Annotated in this window: 15 protein-coding genes and 1 riboswitch; of the genes, 9 read left to right on the forward strand and 6 right to left on the reverse strand. The window is 62.3% G+C overall.

The window, feature by feature from the left end; all coding sequences use genetic code 11:
- Positions 1-90 precede the first annotated feature (90 nt).
- The 7 genes from JAB4_RS18255 to JAB4_RS18285 all read left to right on the forward strand — a co-directional run bounded on the left by JAB4_RS18255 (position 91) and on the right by JAB4_RS18285 (position 8,204).
- On the forward strand, positions 91-1,143 hold the full coding sequence (locus JAB4_RS18255; protein ID WP_070220024.1) for a hypothetical protein: 1,053 nt from the start codon (positions 91-93) through the stop codon (positions 1,141-1,143).
- Positions 1,140-2,840 carry a single-stranded-DNA-specific exonuclease RecJ gene (recJ, locus tag JAB4_RS18260; protein WP_070219989.1) on the forward strand — a complete coding sequence of 567 codons (1,701 nt, stop codon included), beginning with the start codon at positions 1,140-1,142 and terminating at the stop codon, positions 2,838-2,840. The genes JAB4_RS18255 and recJ overlap by 4 nt, the downstream gene beginning before the upstream one ends.
- A 234-nt stretch (positions 2,841-3,074) precedes the next feature.
- The gene (gene fos / locus JAB4_RS18265) at positions 3,075-3,482 is read left to right on the forward strand and encodes a fosfomycin resistance glutathione transferase (RefSeq protein ID WP_070219987.1); all 408 of its coding nucleotides are present in this window, start codon (positions 3,075-3,077) and stop codon (positions 3,480-3,482) included.
- A 284-nt stretch (positions 3,483-3,766) separates the two neighbouring features.
- Positions 3,767-3,853, forward strand: a riboswitch (cyclic di-GMP riboswitch).
- A gap of 83 nt (positions 3,854-3,936) precedes the next feature.
- Positions 3,937-6,555 (forward strand): S53 family peptidase, encoded by a 2,619-nt coding sequence (locus JAB4_RS18270; protein WP_070220022.1) that lies wholly within the window; start codon positions 3,937-3,939, stop codon positions 6,553-6,555.
- Between the two features lie 136 nt (positions 6,556-6,691).
- The gene (locus JAB4_RS18275) at positions 6,692-7,129 is read left to right on the forward strand and encodes an MbcA/ParS/Xre antitoxin family protein (protein WP_070219985.1); all 438 of its coding nucleotides are present in this window, start codon (positions 6,692-6,694) and stop codon (positions 7,127-7,129) included.
- Complete coding sequence (locus JAB4_RS18280; protein WP_227741986.1) at positions 7,126-7,839, forward strand: RES family NAD+ phosphorylase; 714 nt, start codon at positions 7,126-7,128, stop codon at positions 7,837-7,839. The genes JAB4_RS18275 and JAB4_RS18280 overlap by 4 nt, the downstream gene beginning before the upstream one ends.
- 44 nt (positions 7,840-7,883) lie before the next feature.
- Positions 7,884-8,204, forward strand: a complete 321-nt coding sequence (locus JAB4_RS18285) for a DUF2288 domain-containing protein (RefSeq protein WP_070219983.1) — start codon at positions 7,884-7,886, stop codon at positions 8,202-8,204.
- 130 nt (positions 8,205-8,334) lie between these two features.
- Here JAB4_RS18285 and JAB4_RS18290 read toward each other — a convergent pair whose 3' ends face one another.
- The 5 genes from JAB4_RS18290 to JAB4_RS18310 form a co-directional block, all read right to left on the reverse strand.
- Positions 8,335-9,108 carry a hypothetical protein gene (locus tag JAB4_RS18290; protein ID WP_071650185.1) on the reverse strand — a complete coding sequence of 258 codons (774 nt, stop codon included), beginning with the start codon at positions 9,106-9,108 and terminating at the stop codon, positions 8,335-8,337.
- A gap of 230 nt (positions 9,109-9,338) precedes the next feature.
- The gene (locus JAB4_RS18295; RefSeq protein WP_070219979.1) at positions 9,339-10,061 is read right to left on the reverse strand and encodes an ABC transporter ATP-binding protein; all 723 of its coding nucleotides are present in this window, start codon (positions 10,059-10,061) and stop codon (positions 9,339-9,341) included.
- 10 nt (positions 10,062-10,071) lie between these two features.
- Positions 10,072-12,015 carry a branched-chain amino acid ABC transporter ATP-binding protein/permease gene (locus JAB4_RS18300; RefSeq protein ID WP_070219977.1) on the reverse strand — a complete coding sequence of 648 codons (1,944 nt, stop codon included), beginning with the start codon at positions 12,013-12,015 and terminating at the stop codon, positions 10,072-10,074.
- A gap of 7 nt (positions 12,016-12,022) precedes the next feature.
- A complete protein-coding gene (locus JAB4_RS18305) occupies positions 12,023-12,913 on the reverse strand; it encodes a branched-chain amino acid ABC transporter permease (protein ID WP_010398938.1) in 891 nt (296 codons plus the stop codon).
- An 85-nt stretch (positions 12,914-12,998) separates the two neighbouring features.
- On the reverse strand, positions 12,999-14,156 hold the full coding sequence (locus tag JAB4_RS18310; protein WP_070219975.1) for an ABC transporter substrate-binding protein: 1,158 nt from the start codon (positions 14,154-14,156) through the stop codon (positions 12,999-13,001).
- A 366-nt stretch (positions 14,157-14,522) separates the two neighbouring features.
- Here JAB4_RS18310 and JAB4_RS18315 point away from each other — a divergent pair, with 366 nt between their 5' ends.
- Positions 14,523-15,431: a hypothetical protein gene (locus JAB4_RS18315; protein ID WP_070219973.1), complete on the forward strand. Its 909-nt coding sequence runs from the start codon at positions 14,523-14,525 to the stop codon at positions 15,429-15,431.
- A 24-nt stretch (positions 15,432-15,455) separates the two neighbouring features.
- The gene (locus tag JAB4_RS18320) at positions 15,456-15,878 is read left to right on the forward strand and encodes a hypothetical protein (RefSeq protein ID WP_070219971.1); all 423 of its coding nucleotides are present in this window, start codon (positions 15,456-15,458) and stop codon (positions 15,876-15,878) included.
- 21 nt (positions 15,879-15,899) lie between these two features.
- On the opposite strand, the gene JAB4_RS18325 is transcribed toward JAB4_RS18320, so the two are convergent.
- Positions 15,900-18,866 carry a heparinase II/III family protein gene (locus tag JAB4_RS18325; protein ID WP_139143753.1) on the reverse strand — a complete coding sequence of 989 codons (2,967 nt, stop codon included), beginning with the start codon at positions 18,864-18,866 and terminating at the stop codon, positions 15,900-15,902.
- Positions 18,867-19,147 lie beyond the last annotated feature (281 nt).

Here is a 19,147-nt window from a genome sequence, read left to right on the forward strand (position 1 = left end):
CTGGCTTGCCCGCGCCAATCTGTGGCAACGATCGAGGCGAAAACACATGCGCCCTACTCGCACGCCGCCGCTATCGCCTACAATCTCGGGATGAATCAACTTACCCTCGTCTTGCCCTTCGCCTTGCCCAACGCCGAACTGGCTGCCGACCTGCTCAAGGTCTTGCAGGCGCCCGCGCTGGCAGCGCTGCTGTCGCGCACCTCCACATGCAATTTAGAAACTTTTGACAACGCCAACCGCTTGCTGCCGCATGAAGCGTGGCTGGCGCACGCCCTGGACCTGTCGCCCGCGCCCAACGGCGCGGCGGCGCAGGCGGCCTTTGCCGCCCGGGCCATGCGCGGCTACGGCCTCGTGCCGGAACCGGGCGCACGCTACTTCCTGCTGCATCCGGCCCACCTGGCCATCGCCCGCAGCCATATCAGCCTGGAAGACTTGCGCCAGCTCAAGCTGAACGAGACCGATGGGCGCGCCCTGTTCGACATCGCTGCCCCGTATTTCGACGAGATCGGCCAGCCGCTCGCGTATGGCGACGCGGGCACCTGGTTCATGCGCGCCGATGGCTGGAGCGACTTGCAGTGCGCCACGCCGGACGCCGCCACTACGCAAGACCTGTCCGTCTGGATGCCGGAAGGCGAGCACGCGCGCGCCGCGCGCCGCCTGCAGAACGAAGTGCAGATGCTGTGGCATGAACATCCGGTCAATGCGGCGCGCGAAGAACGGGGCTTGAAAGCCATCAATGCGTTCTGGATCTGGGGCGGGAGCGTGGCAACAGTGGAGGCTGCGCGCTGCGCGGCCAGCCTGCATACGCAGAACGCGCCGGGCTGGCTGGCCGCGCTGGCGGAACCGGCACGCCGCGATGCCAGTCCAAACAGTGTGCTGGCGGACCAATCCGACACGATCGTCGTGCTGGGCGGCTTGACCGAAGCGGCACAGGCCCAGGAATGGGGCATGTGGCTGCAGCAGCTGCAAGCGCTGGAAGCAGACTGGTTCGCGCCCCTGCTGGCGGCCTTGAAAGATGGCCGCCTGGGCCAGCTGCGCCTGGTGCTGACCCACCGCGACGCCTGGCTGGACGTCACTACCAGCAAGCATGCGCAGCGTAAATTCTGGCGCGCGATTACCCTGAACAAGTTGAAAGCATCATGACCCGTACCCGCATCGCCACCCGTCCCTGCCCTTACCGCGAATCCGAATTGCTGCGCCAGGGCGGCATCCATCCCGTGCTGGCCCGCCTGTACGCCTCGCGCGGCCTGTCTGACGCGAAAGAACTGTCGATTGAGGCCAAGGACTTGATACCGCCGTCCGGCTTGCTGCACATCGGCGCGGCCGGCGTCTTCCTGGCCGATGCCATCGCCGCCAAGAAACGCATGGTCATCGTGGCCGACTACGATTGCGACGGCGCCACGGCCTGCGCCGTGGCCATCCGCGGCTTGCGCGCCATGGGCGCCGACGTCGATTTCATCGTGCCCAACCGTTTTGAATACGGCTACGGCCTGACGCCGGAAATCGTCGAACTGACGGCGCGCGAAAAATCGCCCGACATCATCATCACCGTCGACAACGGCATCGCCAGCATCGACGGCGTGGCCGAGGCGAACCGGCGCGGCATGCAGGTCGTCGTCACCGACCACCACTTGCCGGCCGACACCCTGCCCGACGCGGCCGTCATCGTCAACCCGAACCAGCCTGCCTGCGGTTTCCCGTCCAAGCATTTGGCGGGTGTGGGCGTGGTGTTCTACGTCCTGCTGGCCCTGCGGGCCGAGCTGCGCCGGCGCGGCATCTTTGATGCGCAAACGCAACCCAAGCTCGACAACCTGCTCGACCTGGTGGCGCTGGGCACGGTGGCCGACGTGGTGCGTCTCGATACGAACAACCGCATCCTCGTCGCGCAAGGCTTGAAACGCATGCGCAAGGGCAATATGCACGCGGGCGTGGCGGCGCTCTTTCGCGTGGCGGGCCGCGAAGCGCGCAGCGCCACGCCGTTCGACCTGGGCTTTGCCCTGGGACCGCGCCTGAATGCGGCCGGCCGCCTGCAGGACATGTCGCTGGGCATCGAATGCCTGATCACGGACGACGAAGGCCGCGCCTGGGCGCTGGCCCAGCAATTGAACGACATCAACCTGAAACGCCGCGAAATCGAGGCGGAAATGCAGGATACGGCCCTGCTGCACCTCGACGATTTCGAGCCGGCCAACAGCAGCACCATCAGCGTGTTTGACGAATCCTGGCACCAGGGCGTGATCGGCATCGTCGCTTCGCGCCTGAAGGAAAAATTCTACCGCCCGACGATTACCTTTGCACCCGGTGCCGACGGCTGGATCAAGGGTTCCGGACGCTCGATTCCCGGTTTCCACTTGCGCGACGCGCTCGACCTCGTGTCGAAACGGGCGCCTAGCCTGATTGACAAGTTCGGCGGCCACGCCATGGCGGCGGGCTTGACCATCCGCGCCGACGCCTTCGACGCCTTTTCCCAGGCCTTCGAAGCCGTGGGCCAGGCTTGGCTCAGCGCCCAACAGCTGGAACGGGTGGTGGAAACGGATGGCCCGCTGGAAGACGCGTATTACACGACGGCCTTCATCGAGCTGATGGATGGCCAGGTGTGGGGCCAGGGCTTCGCCCCGCCCGTCTTCTGCGACGAATTCCGCGTCGTCAGCCAGCGCATCCTCAAGGAACGGCATTTGAAACTGTTGCTGGAAAAGAACGGCGTGCGCTTCGACGCCATCTGGTTCGGCCATACCGATGCCCTGGGCGAACGGACAAGGGTCGCCTTCCGGCTTGATGCGAATGAATACAATGGCACGACCAAGGTGCAATTGATGGTGGAGCACGCCGAGCCTGTGTAGTGACACCTGACAGTACCTACTGCGCGTCGGTATGGGCCGCCTGCGATGCTCACCGTACTAGAAGTACGGTTGCGCTTCTCGACAGCCTCTCCCTTCCGCTCACTACGGTTCTGTCAGGCGTTGCGAATTTTGTGGTCTTATTGCCATGTCTCATGTTTACGTGAAACAATGTCGGATCAAACAACAGCGACGGCTGGAACAGCGATTCACACCACCTGAAAGTTATCCCGCACCATGCTGACCGGCCTGAACCACCTCACGCTGTCCGTGCACGACCTTGATCGCAGCGTCGTCTTTTACCGCGATACGCTGGGCCTGCGCATGCATGCGCGCTGGGAGAGGGGCGCCTACCTGTCGGCCGGGGATTTGTGGCTGTGCCTGTCGCTGGATGCGGGCGCGGCGATCGGCGCGGGCGGCTACACGCACTATGCCTTTTCCATTTCCCAGGAAGACTATCCTGCCTTTGCCGCCCGCTTGCGCACGGCTGGCGTGACGGAATGGCGGCAAAACAGCAGCGCCGGCGATTCCCTGTATTTTCTCGACCCGGACGGCCACCAGCTGGAAATCCATGCGGGCAGTCTGGCGCAGCGGCTGGCGGCCTGCCGGGCAGCGCCGTATCAGGGCATGGTGTTCGAGGATTGACGATGGTCAGCGCATATTCAATAAATTCATTAAATTCATTGCGCCAGCAAAAGAGCATCCGCTGTTACTGCACAAAAACACTGTCACGCATCGATAAACCCTTGATAATCTTGTTTTTAAAACTGTTTTTAAAACTTAATCAAGCTGACAATATTCCATCCGCAATGGGCAAAATCGCCACATTTTATTGCAACAATAAAAATATTGATTGGAAATAGTTAACACTTATTTGGCAAATTCACTAGAATTGATAGCACATCAGGTAATTTCCAATGATGCATGATCAGTTCTGAGGGCAAACCCGTCGAAAGGCGGGGACGCAAAGCCACCGGCCTACCGCGCGCAAGCGCCATGGCAGCGGGGCTGCCAATGCAGGGCCGGGACCGCCAACGCGCGCCACCAGCCTCGATGCATTGTCGAGATGTGGCCCTCGCCCAACTCGGAGAGTTTCGCCATGAAAAAATTCATTCCCACGCATGCCCGCCACGGGCGCCTGCTGCTGGGCGCCACGGCCGCCATCCTGCTGGGCGCGTGCGGCCCCGGCCAGGAGACGACGGCGCCGCCCGCTGCCATCGCCACGGCCGCGACACAGTTCAGCGTCGAGGTACCCGTCATCCCCGCCGGCGTCGGCACGCTGGTGGCGCAGCCGATGTTCCATGCTGCTCCTGCCCTCCTGGATGCGCCGGACGGGCGCGACAACGCCAACAGCAGCGGCTCGGCCCACTGGCGCCCGCACATGCAGCGCGTCCCCCGCGCCATGGCGGACATGGTCACGCGGCGCCTGACGGCGCAAAAGATCGCTGCAGCGGAACAGGCGGCGCAGAATATCGCGCCGTTGCTGTCCGGCGGCACGAGCGACACCGTCGCGCCGATGGCCGGCAGCAGCGTGGTGGCGACCTACTCTCCCGCGCAAATCCGCGCCGCCTACGACTTGCCCGCCCTGCCTGCGGCGGGCACGGCGCTGACGCCAGCCCAGGCGGCCCAGCTGGGTGCCGGGCAGACGATCTACATCGTCGATGCCATGCACAACCCGAACGCGGCGGCCGAACTGGCCATCTTCAACCAGAAATTCGGCTTGCCCGGCTGCACCACCAAAGCCATCGCCACGAATGCCGCCCTGCCATTGCCGCCAGCACCACTGAGTGGCTGCGAATTGTCCATCGTCTACAACACACCGTCGAGCACGATGACGGCCACCGCGCCCGCCTATAACTCGGGCTGGGCCATGGAAATCGCGCTCGACGTGCAGTGGGCGCACGCCACGGCACCGCTGGCGCGCATCGTGCTGATCGAGGCGCCCGACGCGTCCGTCAACAGCCTGCTGGGCGCCGTGCGTCTGGCCAACCTGATGGGCCCTGGCGTCGTCTCGATGAGCTTTGGCGCCGCCGAAGGCAGCTGGACAGCCTCCGTCGACAGCGCCTTCACGGGCAAGAACATGAGCTACCTGGCCGCCACGGGCGACTCGGGCAGCGGCGTGTCCTGGCCTTCCGTGTCGCCGAACGTGCTGGCCGTGGGCGGCACCACGCTCAGCTACAGCGGCAGCGGTGCGCGCAGCGAAGCGGCCTGGTCCGGCACGGGCGGCGGCATCAGCGCCTATACGGCCCTGCCCAGCTACCAGACGGTAAACGTGCCCGGCCTGACCAATCTGCTGCGGCGCAACGTGGCCGATGTAGCCTTCAATGCCGACCCCGCCACGGGCCAGTACACGGCCGTGATGGCACAGGGCAGCAGCACCGCAAGCTGGCTCAGCATCGGCGGCACCAGCCTGTCCACGCCGCAATGGGCCGGCCTCGTCGCCATCGCCAACGCCAGCCGCGCGCTGCAGGCGAAGACGGCGCTCGGCTTGCCGCACAGCATGCTGTACGGCCAGATCGCCACCGTGCCCGGCACCTTTGCCAGCAGCTTTGCCGACATCACGCGCGGCAGCAACGGCACCTGCAGCGTGTGCACGGCCAGGGTCGGCTATGACCCGCTGGGCGGCCTGGGCACGCCGAACGTGAAAAACCTGCTGGCCAGCCTGTCGGGCACGCAGATCGCCCCGACAGCCCCCGTGGTGGCGCCGGCCGGCATCAGCGGCGCGGCCGGCAAGCCGCTGTCGTTCACCGTCTCGGCCACCGCTTCCAATCCACTCAGCTACACCATGCTGGGCGCACCGGCCGGCATGAGCATCGCCGCCACGGGCGTGGTCAGCTGGGCCGCCCCCATTGCCGGCACGTATGCCGTGACCATGGTGGCCAAGGATAGCGTCACCGGCCTGACCGGCCAGGGCGTGTACAGCATCGTCATCGCCCCCGTCGCGCCGCCCGTCGTCACGGCCGGCGCCATCACGGGCAAGGTGGGGACGGCGCTGACGTTCAATGTCAGCGTCACGGCCGCCAATCCCGTCACTTATGCGCTCGCCGGCGCACCGGCCGGCATGACCATCAGCAGCGCCGGCCTGGTGAGCTGGGCCGCGCCCGTGGCCGGCACCTATGCCGTCACCGTGACGGCCACGGACAGCAAGACTGGCCTGAGCGGCAAAGGCGTCTATACGGTGGCCATCGCCGCCCCGCTGCCGCCCGCGGTGACAGTGTCCAGCGTCAGCGGCAAACCGGGCGTGGCCCTGTCGTTCACGGCCACGGTGGTGGCGCCCAACCCCGTCACGTACAGCCTGTCGGGCGCGCCGTCCGGCATGGCCGTCAATGCCGCCGGCGTCATCAGCTGGGCCAGCCCCGTGCTGGGCAGCTACAACGTGACCGTCATCGCCAAGGATACGAAAACGGGCTTGACGGGCCAGGCCGTGGCCACGGTGAAAATCGCCGCCGCCGGCCCCACGATCAGCGCCGCCGCCATGACGGGCGTGGCCGGCAAGGCCATGAGCGGCAGCATCGTGCTGACGGCGCCAGGTGCGACCTCGCTGCGGATCTCGATCGACGGCGCGCCGCTGGGCATGCAGTTCTCCATGAGCGGCCTGACCATCACGGCCTACTGGCCGCAACCGGTGGCCGGCAGCTATGCGCTGAAGGTCGTGGCGCTGGACAATAACGGCTTGACGGCGCAACTGACGGTGCCGATCACCGTCACGGCAAGATAAACCAGCGTCGCCCGCCAACGGGGCGCAGCGGGACACACGTCCGCTGCGCCCCGTTTTGCATGCGCGCGGCCGTTGCAACGAATCCGAAAAAGGAGTATAAATAGTCCTTAAACAGAGTTTTATTGAAGGACATATCATGCATCTCGCCTATGCCTATCCCAAGAGCCGCTTCGAGCCGGCCGTGCTCGTCGACCTGAACGCCAAAGCCGAGCGCGAACGATTGTCGCAAGCGGCACTGAAGGGGTTTTTCAAGCTGGCCGCCGCGTGGAAACTGCGCGACGACGATGCGCGCGAATTGCTGGGCGGCCTGTCCAGCAGCGCCTGGTACGAGTGGAAGAAACACCCGGACCGCGTGCTGGAAGTGGACCGCATCACGCGCATTTCCTATTTGCTGGGCATCTACAAGGCCTTGCACATCCTGTACGGCGACAAGCTGGCCGACGAATGGGTAAGTTTGCCCAACAAGAACCCGATCTTTGGCGGCCGCACGCCCCTGTCGCAGATGCTGGCCGGCGGCTTGCTGGCCATGCAGACGGTGCGCAAGCTCCTCGACGCCCGCCGCGGAGGGCTGTGATCGTGCCGGCCGCCGCGAATTCCCCGCTGCCGCCGCTGGCCGCCTTGCGCCAGATCGACACCTGCCGCCTGATCCCGTCGCGCTTCGCCGACATGGAGGATTCCGTGCTGGCGCCGCTGGCCGAAGACGACGGCCACCTGCGCGAGCTGTTCGAACTCGATAACGCGACGAATGCGCGCCTGGTGGCCGAGTACGGCGGCGCGCCAGGAATTGGCGTGGACGAGCTGGTTTTTGGCGTGCCGCACTTTCGCATCATCAACGCCGCCTACACGTATGCCCGCCCGGAAGGGGCGCGTTTCAACGATGGCGAACGGGGCGCCTGGTATTGCGCTTTCGACATGCCCACGGCGCTGGCCGAGATCATTTTCCATAAAACCGTGGAATACCAGGAAATCGACTATTTCGACGACAGCGTCAGCTACCAGTCGCTGCTGGCCGATTTTTCCGCCAGCTTCCACGACCTGCGCGGCCAGGAGCGCTACCAGGCTTGCCTGGACCCGGCCAGCTACATCGCCTCGCAAGACCTGGCCGCCATCCTGCTCGAGGCCGGTTCCATGGGCGTGATCTTCCCCAGCGTCCGGCACGCCAGCGGCACCAACCTGGCCTGCTTCCGCCCCGCCCTGGTGGGCAATGTTCGCAAAGGCGTCGCCTATCGGTTAACATGGCAGGGTACGCCGACGCCGCACGTGGAAGCCTTGCCAGGCAAATAAACCGCGCGCACCGGCATCCGACTCACCGAACATTGATATTTCGCATGCAAACCAATCCTGAAAAAGACACCGAACTGCGCCTCAAAGTAAACAGCGAAACGGCCCGCCTGGCCTGGAGCGAACTCGAAAAGCACTTCGCCCAAGGCAATGTCGTCTGGATCGCCAACGAGCTGGACCTGGTCGAAGTGGCCGTGCGCATCTCGCACGACGACAAGGCCACCATCACGCAATGGATGGTCGACGGCAAGGTCGCCAAGGTCTCGGACCAGCAGGCGCTGGACTGGCAGGCGGCCGATGCGTCCCTGTGGGCCGTCGTCGTCAGCCCGTTCATCCTGGTGCAGCAGGAAAAGCCGACGAAACATTAAAGATTACATTCGAACATCAGCCGTAACGGTGCGTAGCCAAGCATGGTGGCCGTAATTATTCGCATCTATATTTGCTAATAATTACGGCAGCTGGCGCACTTGCATTAAATTTCATTACTAACACAAAAGGCTAAAAAGGAATCTCGTCACCTAAATCGTCCCTTGTGGCACGATGAAGTACAAATAAAGATTCATTTGCCTCAATCCATTCCCAAGCTTGTGGCGTTAGCTCAAGACCTGGATAACGCTCGCTGCTGTAATCCTCCTGCATCATAGTTTCTTCGATGAATTTCTTGGTCAATAAACGCTTCATCCCAAGATTGAATCCAAGACTCGTTACTCCAGCACGTTCTGCGTCCTGTTTTGCGGAATATAGCCCGGTTGGACTATGTGGACTAAGGCCGCCTGCCAAAATTGCCATTACTCTTAATTCTGGTGGAGATAAACCTGCTACAGGAGCAACAGCCTCTGCGTCAGATATAAACTGCAATGCTGCATCTTTTTTCACGTAGGCCTTTATCTTTTCCGTTATATCCGCCTTGAGCTTACTGAAATCGCTAAGTGATTCAGACTTATATACTATGATTGTACGATGTTGGATATCGAACGGAAATTTCTTGCCAAGTCGCTCCGCGTTACAAATCATTACTACTGGTCGCCCAGATGCAAACGCATATCCGAGTTCATACCAAACATTCGGGTTATCCACTGTAATATCTGCAAGGCAAACAATAGCCGATCGAATGCCATTCTCGATTGATTCAATTGGAACCGACACGCTCGGATCTTGATCGACACGATAGGCATCATATCCAGCCGCCCTAATGGCGGGTTCGTAAACGTCGTTATACCTCTTATCGTATGGACCGCCATCAAATGGCTGGATTACAAAACACGTTGGCATATATTTTCCATAAGAAAATTGGGCGCTAACTTAATATTTATCAACCAAAATATCTGATCAATCCAAGTTTTAAATCATTAAACGCCATAAAAACTGAGCAAAAATACTCACCCTACAATATTCAGCCTATCGCATTTTTTAGAATAAAAACTAAAACTGACGCCAAAAGAAGACTACAGCAAATTTAATCACACAGCTCGAGCATTAAGTAACGCGAAGCAAGCGCCCCTTCAGTGCCCGCCCCCCAGATACGCCGCGATCACCTTCGGGTCGGTTTTCAGGCTTTCGGCCGGCCCATGCACGGAGATGCTGCCGTTTTCCAGCACGTAGCCGTAATCGGCCACGTTCAGGGCGGCGGCGGCGAATTGCTCGACCAGCAGCATGGTCACGCCTTCGGCCTTCAGTCGCGTGATGATGCGGAAGACTTCTTCGACCAGGATGGGCGCCAGGCCCATCGACGGCTCGTCCAGCAGGATCACTTCCGGGTTCAGCATCACGGCGCGGGCCATGGCCAGCATCTGCTGCTCGCCGCCCGACAAGGTGCCGGCCAGCTGGTCGCGCCGCTCCTTTAGGCGGGGGAACAGTTCCAGGGCCTTGTCCAAATCTCCCTTGATGTCGCCTTTCGGGCGCGCGCGCGTAAAGCGGGGGAAGGCGCCCAGCAGCAGGTTGTCCGTCACCGACATCGAGGCGAACACGCGCCGCCCTTCCGGCGAATGGGCCAGGCCGGCGCGCGCGATGCGGTGCGAATCGAGGCCCGTGACATCCTTGCCGCCCAGGGTGACGGTACCGGATTTGGGTTTGAGCATGCCGGAGATGGCGCGCATGGTGGTGGTCTTGCCGGCGCCGTTCGAGCCGATCAGGGTCACCAGCTTGCCCTTCGGGACGTCGAGCGAAATGCCGTGCAGGACTTCGACTTTGCCGTAGGCGGCGTGCAGATTGTGAATGGTCAGCATGGTCTTCCTCTCAGTGCGCCGCAGGGCTCAGGGTGTCGGCGCTGCCGCCCAAATAGGCTTCGATCACTTTCGGATCGCTTTGGACAAGCGCGGGTGCGCCTTCGGCGATCTTCTGGCCGAAATCGAGCACCGTCACCACGTCCGACAGGGCCATCACCACGTCCATGTGGTGCTCGATCAGGATGATGGTGATGCCGTGTTCGCGGATCTTGCGGATGATGGCCATCAGTTCCTTGATGTCGGGCGCCGTCAGGCCCGCCGCCGGCTCGTCGAGCAGCAGCAGACGGGGGTTGAGGCCCAGCGCGCGGCCGATTTCCAGCAAGCGCTGCTTGCCATAAGGCAGATTGCGCGCCTCTTCGTTGGCCAGGTCCGCCAGGCCCACGAACTCGAGGATGCTGGCGGCCCGCTCGCGCGCCGCCGTCTCTTCGCGCTTGTAGCGCGGCGTATGCAGCATCACGTCGAGCACATTCGACCTGAACGTATTGTGCAAGCCCACCAGCACGTTCTCGGTAGCCGTCATCTCGCCGAACAGCTGCACGTTCTGGAAGGTGCGCGCCACGCCGCCCAGCGCGATTTCGGACGGCGTACGCCCGGAAATGACGGCGCCCGCAAATTCCACCTTGCCCGCCGTCGGCTTGTAGATCCCCGTGAGCACATTCATCATCGTGCTCTTGCCCGAGCCGTTCGGCCCGATCAAGCCGTGCACGGAGCCCTGCGTGACGTTCAGGTCCACCTGGTTCAGCGCTTTCAGGCCGCCGAACTGCATCAGCGCCTGGTCCACGCGCAGCAGGGTCGCGCCCTGCTGCCCGCCCTGCGCGTGGTCGAACGGCGCCACGCCGTGCGAAGCGACGGCCTGCACATGGCGCCGGCCCTTGCCGATAAAGCTCATCAAAAAGCCGACGATGCCGTCCTGCAGGTAGTACACGACAAACAGGGTCATCAGGCCGAAGATGGTCAAACGCCAGTCGACCATGTTTTCCAGCTTGTAGGAAAACGCGGCCAGGCCGATGGTGGCCGCCAGGGGCACGAGCACGCCGCGCACGGTGGAGCGTTTTTTCGCCAGCATGAAGGCGGAGCCGATCACGCCCAGCACGGCGGCGGACACGGCGATCTTGCGGAACAATTCGATGTCCGACAAGAGGCTGGGCAGCATGACGACGATCAGGGCACCGATCAGCGCGCCCGAACGCGTCTTGCGTCCGCCCATGATGACGGCCAGCAGGAACAAGATCGTCAGCTCGAAGTTGTAGGTATTCGGCGAAATATACTCTTCCGAATACGCATACAGGCTGCCGGCCAGGCCCGCGAAACCGGCGCTGATGACGAACGCATACACCTTGTAGCGGTAGACGGACACGCCCATGCAGTCCGAGGCGATGGGGCTGTCGCGCAGCGCTTCGAACGCCCGTCCCAGGTTCGACTTCAGGATGCGGTGCACCACCACCAGCGAGATCACCAGCAGCGCGGCGACCATGTAGTAGTACTCCACTTCCGTCAGCTTGTGGCCGAACAGGACGGGTTTGTGGATCTTGATGCCCATCGGGCCTTCCGTCAGGAAGCTCATCTCGTTGATCAGGATTTGCACGATGGTGCCGAAGGCCAGCGTCACCATGGCCAGGTAGGGCCCCGTCACGCGCAGGGCAGGCAAGGCCAGGATGGCGCCGAACAGGGCCGCGCCCGCGATACTGGCGGGGATGGCCAGCCAGAACGGCGCGCCCAGCTTGAACACCAGCACGCCCGTGGCGTACGAACCGATGCCGAACAGGCCCGCGTGACCGAGCGACACCTGCCCCGTGTAGCCGACGACGATATCGAGGCCGAACAGCAGAATGGCGTAGATCAGGATGGTTTCGGCCAGGTGAATGTAGTACGGGTTCGGGATGACGATGGGGAACAGCGCGAGCGCGGCCAGGCCCGCCGCGCTCAGCGCCAGCATGGTGATTTTCTTGTTCATGTGGTCCTCAGACTTTCTTGATCGCGGCTTTGCCGAACAGGCCGGACGGCTTGACGGCCAGCACCAGCAGCAGGAGCAGCAGGCCGGGCACTTCCTTGTAGCCGGTGGAAATGTAGTAGCCGGTGGTCGTTTCCGCGATGCCCAGGATCAGGCCGCCGACGATGGCGCCCACGCCCGACGTCAGGCCGCCGATGATGGCCACGGCAAACGCTTTCAAGCCCAGCGAGGCGCCCATGGTGGCCCCCGTCAAGGTCAGCGGCGCCACCAGCACGCCCGCAAAGGCGGCCGTGGCCGACGACAGCGCATAGGAAAAGGTGATGACCATGCCCGTGTTGATGCCCATCAAACCGGCCGCGTCGCGGTCGTTGGCCGTCGCCACGACGGCCTTGCCGTAGATCGATTTGCGGTTGAATACTTCGACGGCCAGCATGATGGCCAGCGCGCCGACGATGACGGCCACCTGCATCTGCTGCACGTTGGCGCCAAACACCTGGAACGGCGCGGCCGACAGGGGCGACGGGAACATCAGGTCATCCTTGCCCCAGATGTTTTCCGCCACGTTCTTGAAAATGATGGCCAGCGCGATGGTCGACATGATCCAGCCGAATTCGGACTTGATCTTGATGGCGGGCCGCACGCCTATCCATTCGACGAACACGCCCTGCAAGGCGCCGAAGACGATGACGATGGGGATCATCAGCAAATAGCTCATGTAGGGGCCGCCGTGGATGGTGCCCACCAGCGACAGGCCCACGAGCGCGCCCAGCATCAGCGATTCGCCCTGGCCGAAGTTGAGGGTGCCGGACGTGGCAAAGGTCAGCTGGTAGCCGAAGGCGATGACGGCATAGATCATGCCCAGCGCGATGCCGCTGAAGACGAGCTGCAGGAAGATTTCCATGGTATTCCCCGAAGGATGGGAGATAAAAAAATGGCCAGTCCTGATTCCTCAAGGCTGGCCACTGCGCGGCGAATGTCTGCCAGGCTTATTTCGCGAGGACGACTTTGCCGTCCTTGACTTCGCCGAAGACCGTCAGGTCGGCCGTGATCGCTTCATGGTTGGTCTTGCTGAACGGCTTGTTGTAGGTGGTGACGGCGCCTTCCACCTTCTCATTCAGGTTTTCCAGCGCGGCGCGCACTTTCGGACCATCCGTGCCGCCCGCCTGCTTGAAGGCGGCGGCCAGCAGGTAAATGGAATCGTAGCCTTGCGCGGCCGAGACGGCCGACGGCATGCGTCCGCCCGACGGCTTGTAGGCGGCCACATAGGCGTCGATGAAGGCCTTGCGCTTCGGCGTGCTTGCGTCCTGGATGAAGGTTTGCGGCATGCGCGTGCCGTTGCCGTTCTTGCCCGCGTTGTCGATGAAATTGCCCATGGCCAGGGTCCAGCTGCCGATCAGCGGCACTTTCCAGCCCAGTTTTTCCATGCCGTTGGCGATCTGCGCCAGTTCCGGGCCGATGCCGTAGGTCAGCACGACTTCCGCCCCCGCCTGCTTGGCTTTCAGCAGCTGGGCCGTCATGTCGACGTCCTTGATGTTGTATTTTTCAACGACGACGGGCTTGATGCCCTTCTTGTCGAGCGCCTTTTCCAGGTCTTCACGGCCCAGCTGGCCATAGTTGGTGGAATCGGCCAGGATCGCCACTTTCTTGAACTTGCGGTTCTCGATCGCTTCATGCACGATCATGCCGGACTGGATCGTGTCATTGGCCGCATTGCGGAAGATGTAGTTTTCCGGCTGGTCGGCGAATTGCTTGGTGACGATGGAACCCGTCGCCACATTATTCATGACGGGAATTTTCGCTTCCTGGTAAAAGCGCTGCGAAGCGAGGGCCACGCCCGTGTTGATGTAGCCGACCGTGGCGGCGACCTTTTCCTTGTTGATCAGTTCCTGGGCGATCTGCACGCCGCGTTCGTTCTTCGCTTCGTCATCGCGCTCGATCAGCAGCAAGGAACGGCCCAGTACGCCACCCTTGGCATTGATTTCCGCGACGGCCAGCTTGACGCCGTCGCGCATCGACACGCCCATCGGCGCGGAACCGCCCGTAAACGGTCCGGACACGCCGATCTTGATGGGGTCGGCTGCGACTGCCGCCTGCGAGAAACCCAAAACCAAACTTGCCACGAGCAATTTCTGTTTCAAATTCATTGTCATCTCCTCTGCTACAACGTTTTAAATGCCACTTATTTTTATTGTCGTACGCTGGATAACCGCCCCATCGATAAATCATTGTAGGTGAGTAAACATGCACCAGCAACAACTACATATGACGCGTCGCAACATGCAGAAAAGAGCTAATTGCTGGCCCGATGTCAGTCTTTTGTAAGGAAAATATGACGCAAATTGGAACACACTGCACCATTTGGCAACAGCCCTGGCGCCGATACGGGGCCGCCAGGCGACTTCACAGCGAGCTGATCTGGCGCAATACTGCGACTGCCCAGCATGCTAACGTCGGCCATGCCAGCGCGTGCGCGCCGGCCCCGTCAGCCACTGCTACCGCATGGAGGCCATATGCAGCGCCCGTCGAACTCGTCCATTTCCACCCTGCTTCTTTGCGCCAGCGCCAGCCTGCTGCTGGGCGGCTGCGCCGCCAACCTGGCGCCCGTGCGCAGCTTCGCCGAACAGACGCAAAAGGTGTCGCTGCACTTCGAACCCATGCTGGCAGGCGGCGTCCGCAGCTGCATGGACAAGGCCATGCGCAAGCGTCTGATCCTGGCCGAGCGTTTCGATGCGCAAGCGAGCGAACAGGCGGCGCGCGCCGATTGCGCCGCGATCGCGCAAGCCAGCGCGTCGATCGCCAGCCTGAACGACGTCCTGCTGCGCTATGCCCAGACCATGGCGGCGCTGGCCGATGACAAGCTGCCCGTCTACAAGGAAGAGTTTTCCGGCCTCGGCGATGCGCTGGGCAGCCTCGCGCAGCCGGGCGCCGGCGCGCCCCTGCTCGATGCGGACAAGCTGGCCAAGGTCGTCAAACTGAGCGAGCATCTGAGCCGGCTGGCCACGCAGCGCCGGCAGAAATCGGCCTTGCGCGAATTGCTCGACGAGCAGGAAGCCGTCGATATCGTCAGCAATGCGCTCAAGGAGTATGCGCAACGCAGTTACCGGGCCGGCTTGCAGGATGAATTGCGCGACCTGGATCTGCTGCGCGGCGCCGTCGATAACGCCGCGCCGCGCGAACCGCTGGCCGCCAACTACATCCGCACGCGCTTGCACCTGGAAGGCCGGCAGTTGCAGGAAAGGGAAAAGATCGTCGCCGCGTATGTCGCCGCCGTCGACGCGCTGCAAGCGAGCGTGGCCGCGCTGCGGGCCAATTTCGACCGCCTGCAGGCGCCGGAACTGGAGCGGCAGCTGGCGCAATTTTCACGCGACGTCGACACGCTGCAGCGGCAAGCGGCGTTCTATGCCCCCGCCCGCTGGTAAGCGGCGCGCACACAGGAGTATCCCATGCCCCCACTGACCGAACTGAGCGAACTGACGAAAGACCAAAGCTACGCCATCGCCGACAGCCTGGCGCAGGCGTCGAGCCTGGTGCTGGAATTGCGCATCCGCGAACGCGAGGCGCTGGCGCCGGACGAGCGCGCGCTGCTGGAACAATATGAAAATCACCTGGACCAGATGGTCGCGCTGTTCCGTGCGTATGGCATTTACCTGACGGCCGAAGGCGCCGAGCAGGCGCGCGTCGACATCGAGGGCGCCATCGCCAAGGGCAAGTCGCAGCTCAAGCGCATCGCCGACATCAAGGCGGCCATCGGCACGGCGGCCAGGCTGGTCGACCTGGGCGCCGCCATTTTGTCGCGCGACCCGTTCGCCATCGGCGAGGCGGCGGCCAGCTTGCGGGCCAAGCCTAAAAAAGACGCTCAGGCTTGACCCGGTCGCCAGGCAAGCGGCTTACTCGATGCTGAGCACACCCTGGTCCGAGCTCAGATACGTTCCTGCGCCATCGGCCGCTTCGGCCAGGCTCCAGGCGTAGCCGCCGGCCGCCGGTGCCGACGTCAACGCGTAGTGCGCGCCCGGTTTCAGTCCTGTCGCCAGGATGGCGCCGCCGGCATGGGTAGAGACCCAGTCCATGCGGGCGGCGGGCGCCACGTCGCGGTTGAACAGCACATGCAGCTGACTACCCAGCAACAGCGCCTCGGTGTTGGCTGCGGCAGCCAGGCGTATGGCGCTCGGCGCAGCGGCCGGTCCCGTGCCGCCGTCATTGTCGGCAACGGCCAGCACATGCAGGAAGTACTCGGGCGCGTTCAGGGCGGGCGCCGCGGGCGCCGCCACTTCCAGGCGCCAGACGCCGACATCGCTGGTCGACGATTGCTGCTTGCTGACCAGCGGCGTCTGATTGCGCCACAGGTAACTGCCATCGGCCTGGCGCCGGCGCACGGTGAAGCGGCAATCGGCGCCGTTGCCGGCAACAGCACCAGTTTCGAGATCGGTCTGCGCGCAGCCATTGCCCCCCTCCTGCGCACCGCCCACCTTGCGCACGCTGGCATTGAGCGGCAGGATCGTCTGCGCCGTCAGCATGCCGCCGCCATTGCGAATGGTGGCGATGCGCTCCTGGCCCGCCTTGTAGCCCAGCTGGTACTGGCCATTGCCCAGCGCCGTCACGCCCGGCGCGCCCGATACGGGATCATTTGCCGTGTGCAGCAGGAACGTGGCCGGCAAGGCCTGCTTGCTGCGCACGCTATCGAAGACGACAGTGACCGGCTTGCCCCAGAACGATGGCGAGCGCAGGAACAGCACGTTGCGCACAAAACCGTTGGCCATATCGAGCTTGCTGGACGCATAGGCCTTGCTTGCATTGCCGCTGGTGTAGGTGTACTGCGGCGTATTTTCGTAACGGATGATGCCGTCGAGCGCGTTCGGGCCAGCAGGGCTGATTTCCTCGATCGTCGGATAGCCCTGTCTCGGCGCATAGAACCATTGGCCGCCGTCATTGCTGAATTCCCTGTCTCCGCGCGTGAACCGCTCGTTCTTGTCGAATATCAGCAGCGTATTGTGGGCAATGCTGCGCGTGTAGTAATTCCACCAGTGGCTGCTGCCATATTCTTCATACAAGCCCGTGTCGAGCAGCAGCGGAGCCTTGTAATTGAGCGAAAAACTGTTCTGGTCGAAGTGCTGGTGATTTTCCGCGATAAAGGACGTCGATTTGAATTCCAGTAACGTGGCATTCGCATAGTCCCAGCTATCACGCATCAGCACCTGGCCCGACGTCCGGAAATGGCGCGACAGTTCCAGCGATTCCAGCGGCGCTGCAGGCAGTTGAACGGGCCACAACAGCCGTTCCAGTATCAAGGCATCGTGCGAGCTGCGCGACGCCACGACATGCTCGCGATAAAACTTCCCTGCCACGCCATCGGCCGTATCCGTCACCGCGCCCAGCGCCAGCTGCCCGATCAATGTGCTGCCGAGCGGCGTTGTGAAATTGTCGCCGCTGGCGGGAAAGCTGCCGTCATGGCGCAAGCCGTAGATATACGGATAGATCAGCCTGGCTTGCCAGTCGGCCTGCAACAGGGGCGCCGTGCCCGTACTTTCCAGCGCGCTGCGCCACAGGAGCAGGCGCTCGGGAATGCTCGATACACCATAGGCAAAGCCCATATGGTGGCCGCCGTCGACCGAAATAAGAGCGCGTGCAGCAAGAAAACCCTTTTCGTAGTGCGCATACGACGTTTCAATCATCGGCAACACTTCCGGATGCTCGTCGACGATGGCCAGCAAGCCGACGGTGACATTATTAACGGCGCTGAACGGGTGGCCGCTGATATAGAAACCGGCGATGGACGGCTTCGATTCGCTGCGGTCCCACTGTTCATACACGGGCTTCTTCTTGCAATCAAAACTGGTGCTGGTGATATATAACTGCTGATAGCCGCACATCGAGACAAACAGATTCTCGTGCCCCTGGCCCGTATCGGCGGCGATCGTTTCCTTGATTCGCTGCGCCGTCAGGTCGCGGTAGGTGCCGAAGCCCACGGCGTCGGGCACGGCGCGCGCGCCCGTTTCGGCAAACAGCCAGTCGTACAGGATGCCCATGGCGCCGACGCGCCCGCCCGACGACCACTCGCCGCCGGCCACGGGGGGCGTCACCAGCAGCTTGTCGAGGTAATTCAGGGCGCCATTCAGATATTTCGCATTGCCCGTCAGGCGGTAGGCCATGGCCAGCATCTGCGCAGTTTCATAAATCGTGCCGCGGCTGCCGGTGGCCACGTTGCACAGCTCCGGCACGCCGCTGGCAGGGGGAATCAGCGGGCAGGCTTGAAGCGTGCTCACCCGTACGTCGACACGCTCCATGAAGCCGTACCAGGCCTTGTTGAGCAAAGCATCCATCGCCGGTGCTTGCCACAATTCATGGCCAGCGCCATCGAGCAAACGGAAATTGCGCATGGTTTCGTTGCGCCGCATGCCTATCCTGCTGATCTGCCCATCCGCCTTCCATTCCATCGGTGGCGTGGCGCTGGTGCCGTCGACCGTTCTCCAGCCCATGGGCACGGCAACGCCATTGACTCTCAAGTCAACTTTATGGGTCTGGCTGTTCCATGACAACTGGATGTTCGACCAGACATCGGGTTTCAAATCGATCCTGGCGACAGACAGATACTGGTCCAGTCCATTGACCTGGAAACCGACCTGGAAACCGAGGCTTTCCCCCGCCGCGCCGGCCGGGCTATCGTAGGAATCGACGTGGCGGATAAAAAAGCCGTTGCGGCTCGGACTGAATTCGCCAAAAATCGGCTGGTTGACGCTATCGAGCGGATCCTTGCGCCCGGCGAACAGCTCCAGGCTGATGCTGCCGCCTGCGGCTGGGAATGCGGCCGGCAGATTTGGCAATTGCGGTTTCAGCGCATCGAAACTGGCTTGATTCAAGAATAGCCGCGGATGGCCTTGCTTGATCGGCGCTGGCAATTGCGCCATCGCGGTAGAGGCAAGCAGGCAAAACATGCCGAGCATGGCATGCGCCATTTTCCTCGGCAAGAACGGTATACCGCTTCGGCGATGGTGAAACATTGTTTTTTGTTGGCGAATCATTTGACTTTGCACACGGGCTCCCGGAATCATCCAGTTAATAAAAAAACCATATGTCGAATACTGCCATACAATTTTTTAAAAAAGCCAATAATGACTATCAAATAACAAATTATTGAAAG

It is taken from the genome of Janthinobacterium sp. HH102 (assembly GCF_001758625.2).
In the GTDB taxonomy this organism is placed as follows: domain Bacteria; phylum Pseudomonadota; class Gammaproteobacteria; order Burkholderiales; family Burkholderiaceae_D; genus Janthinobacterium.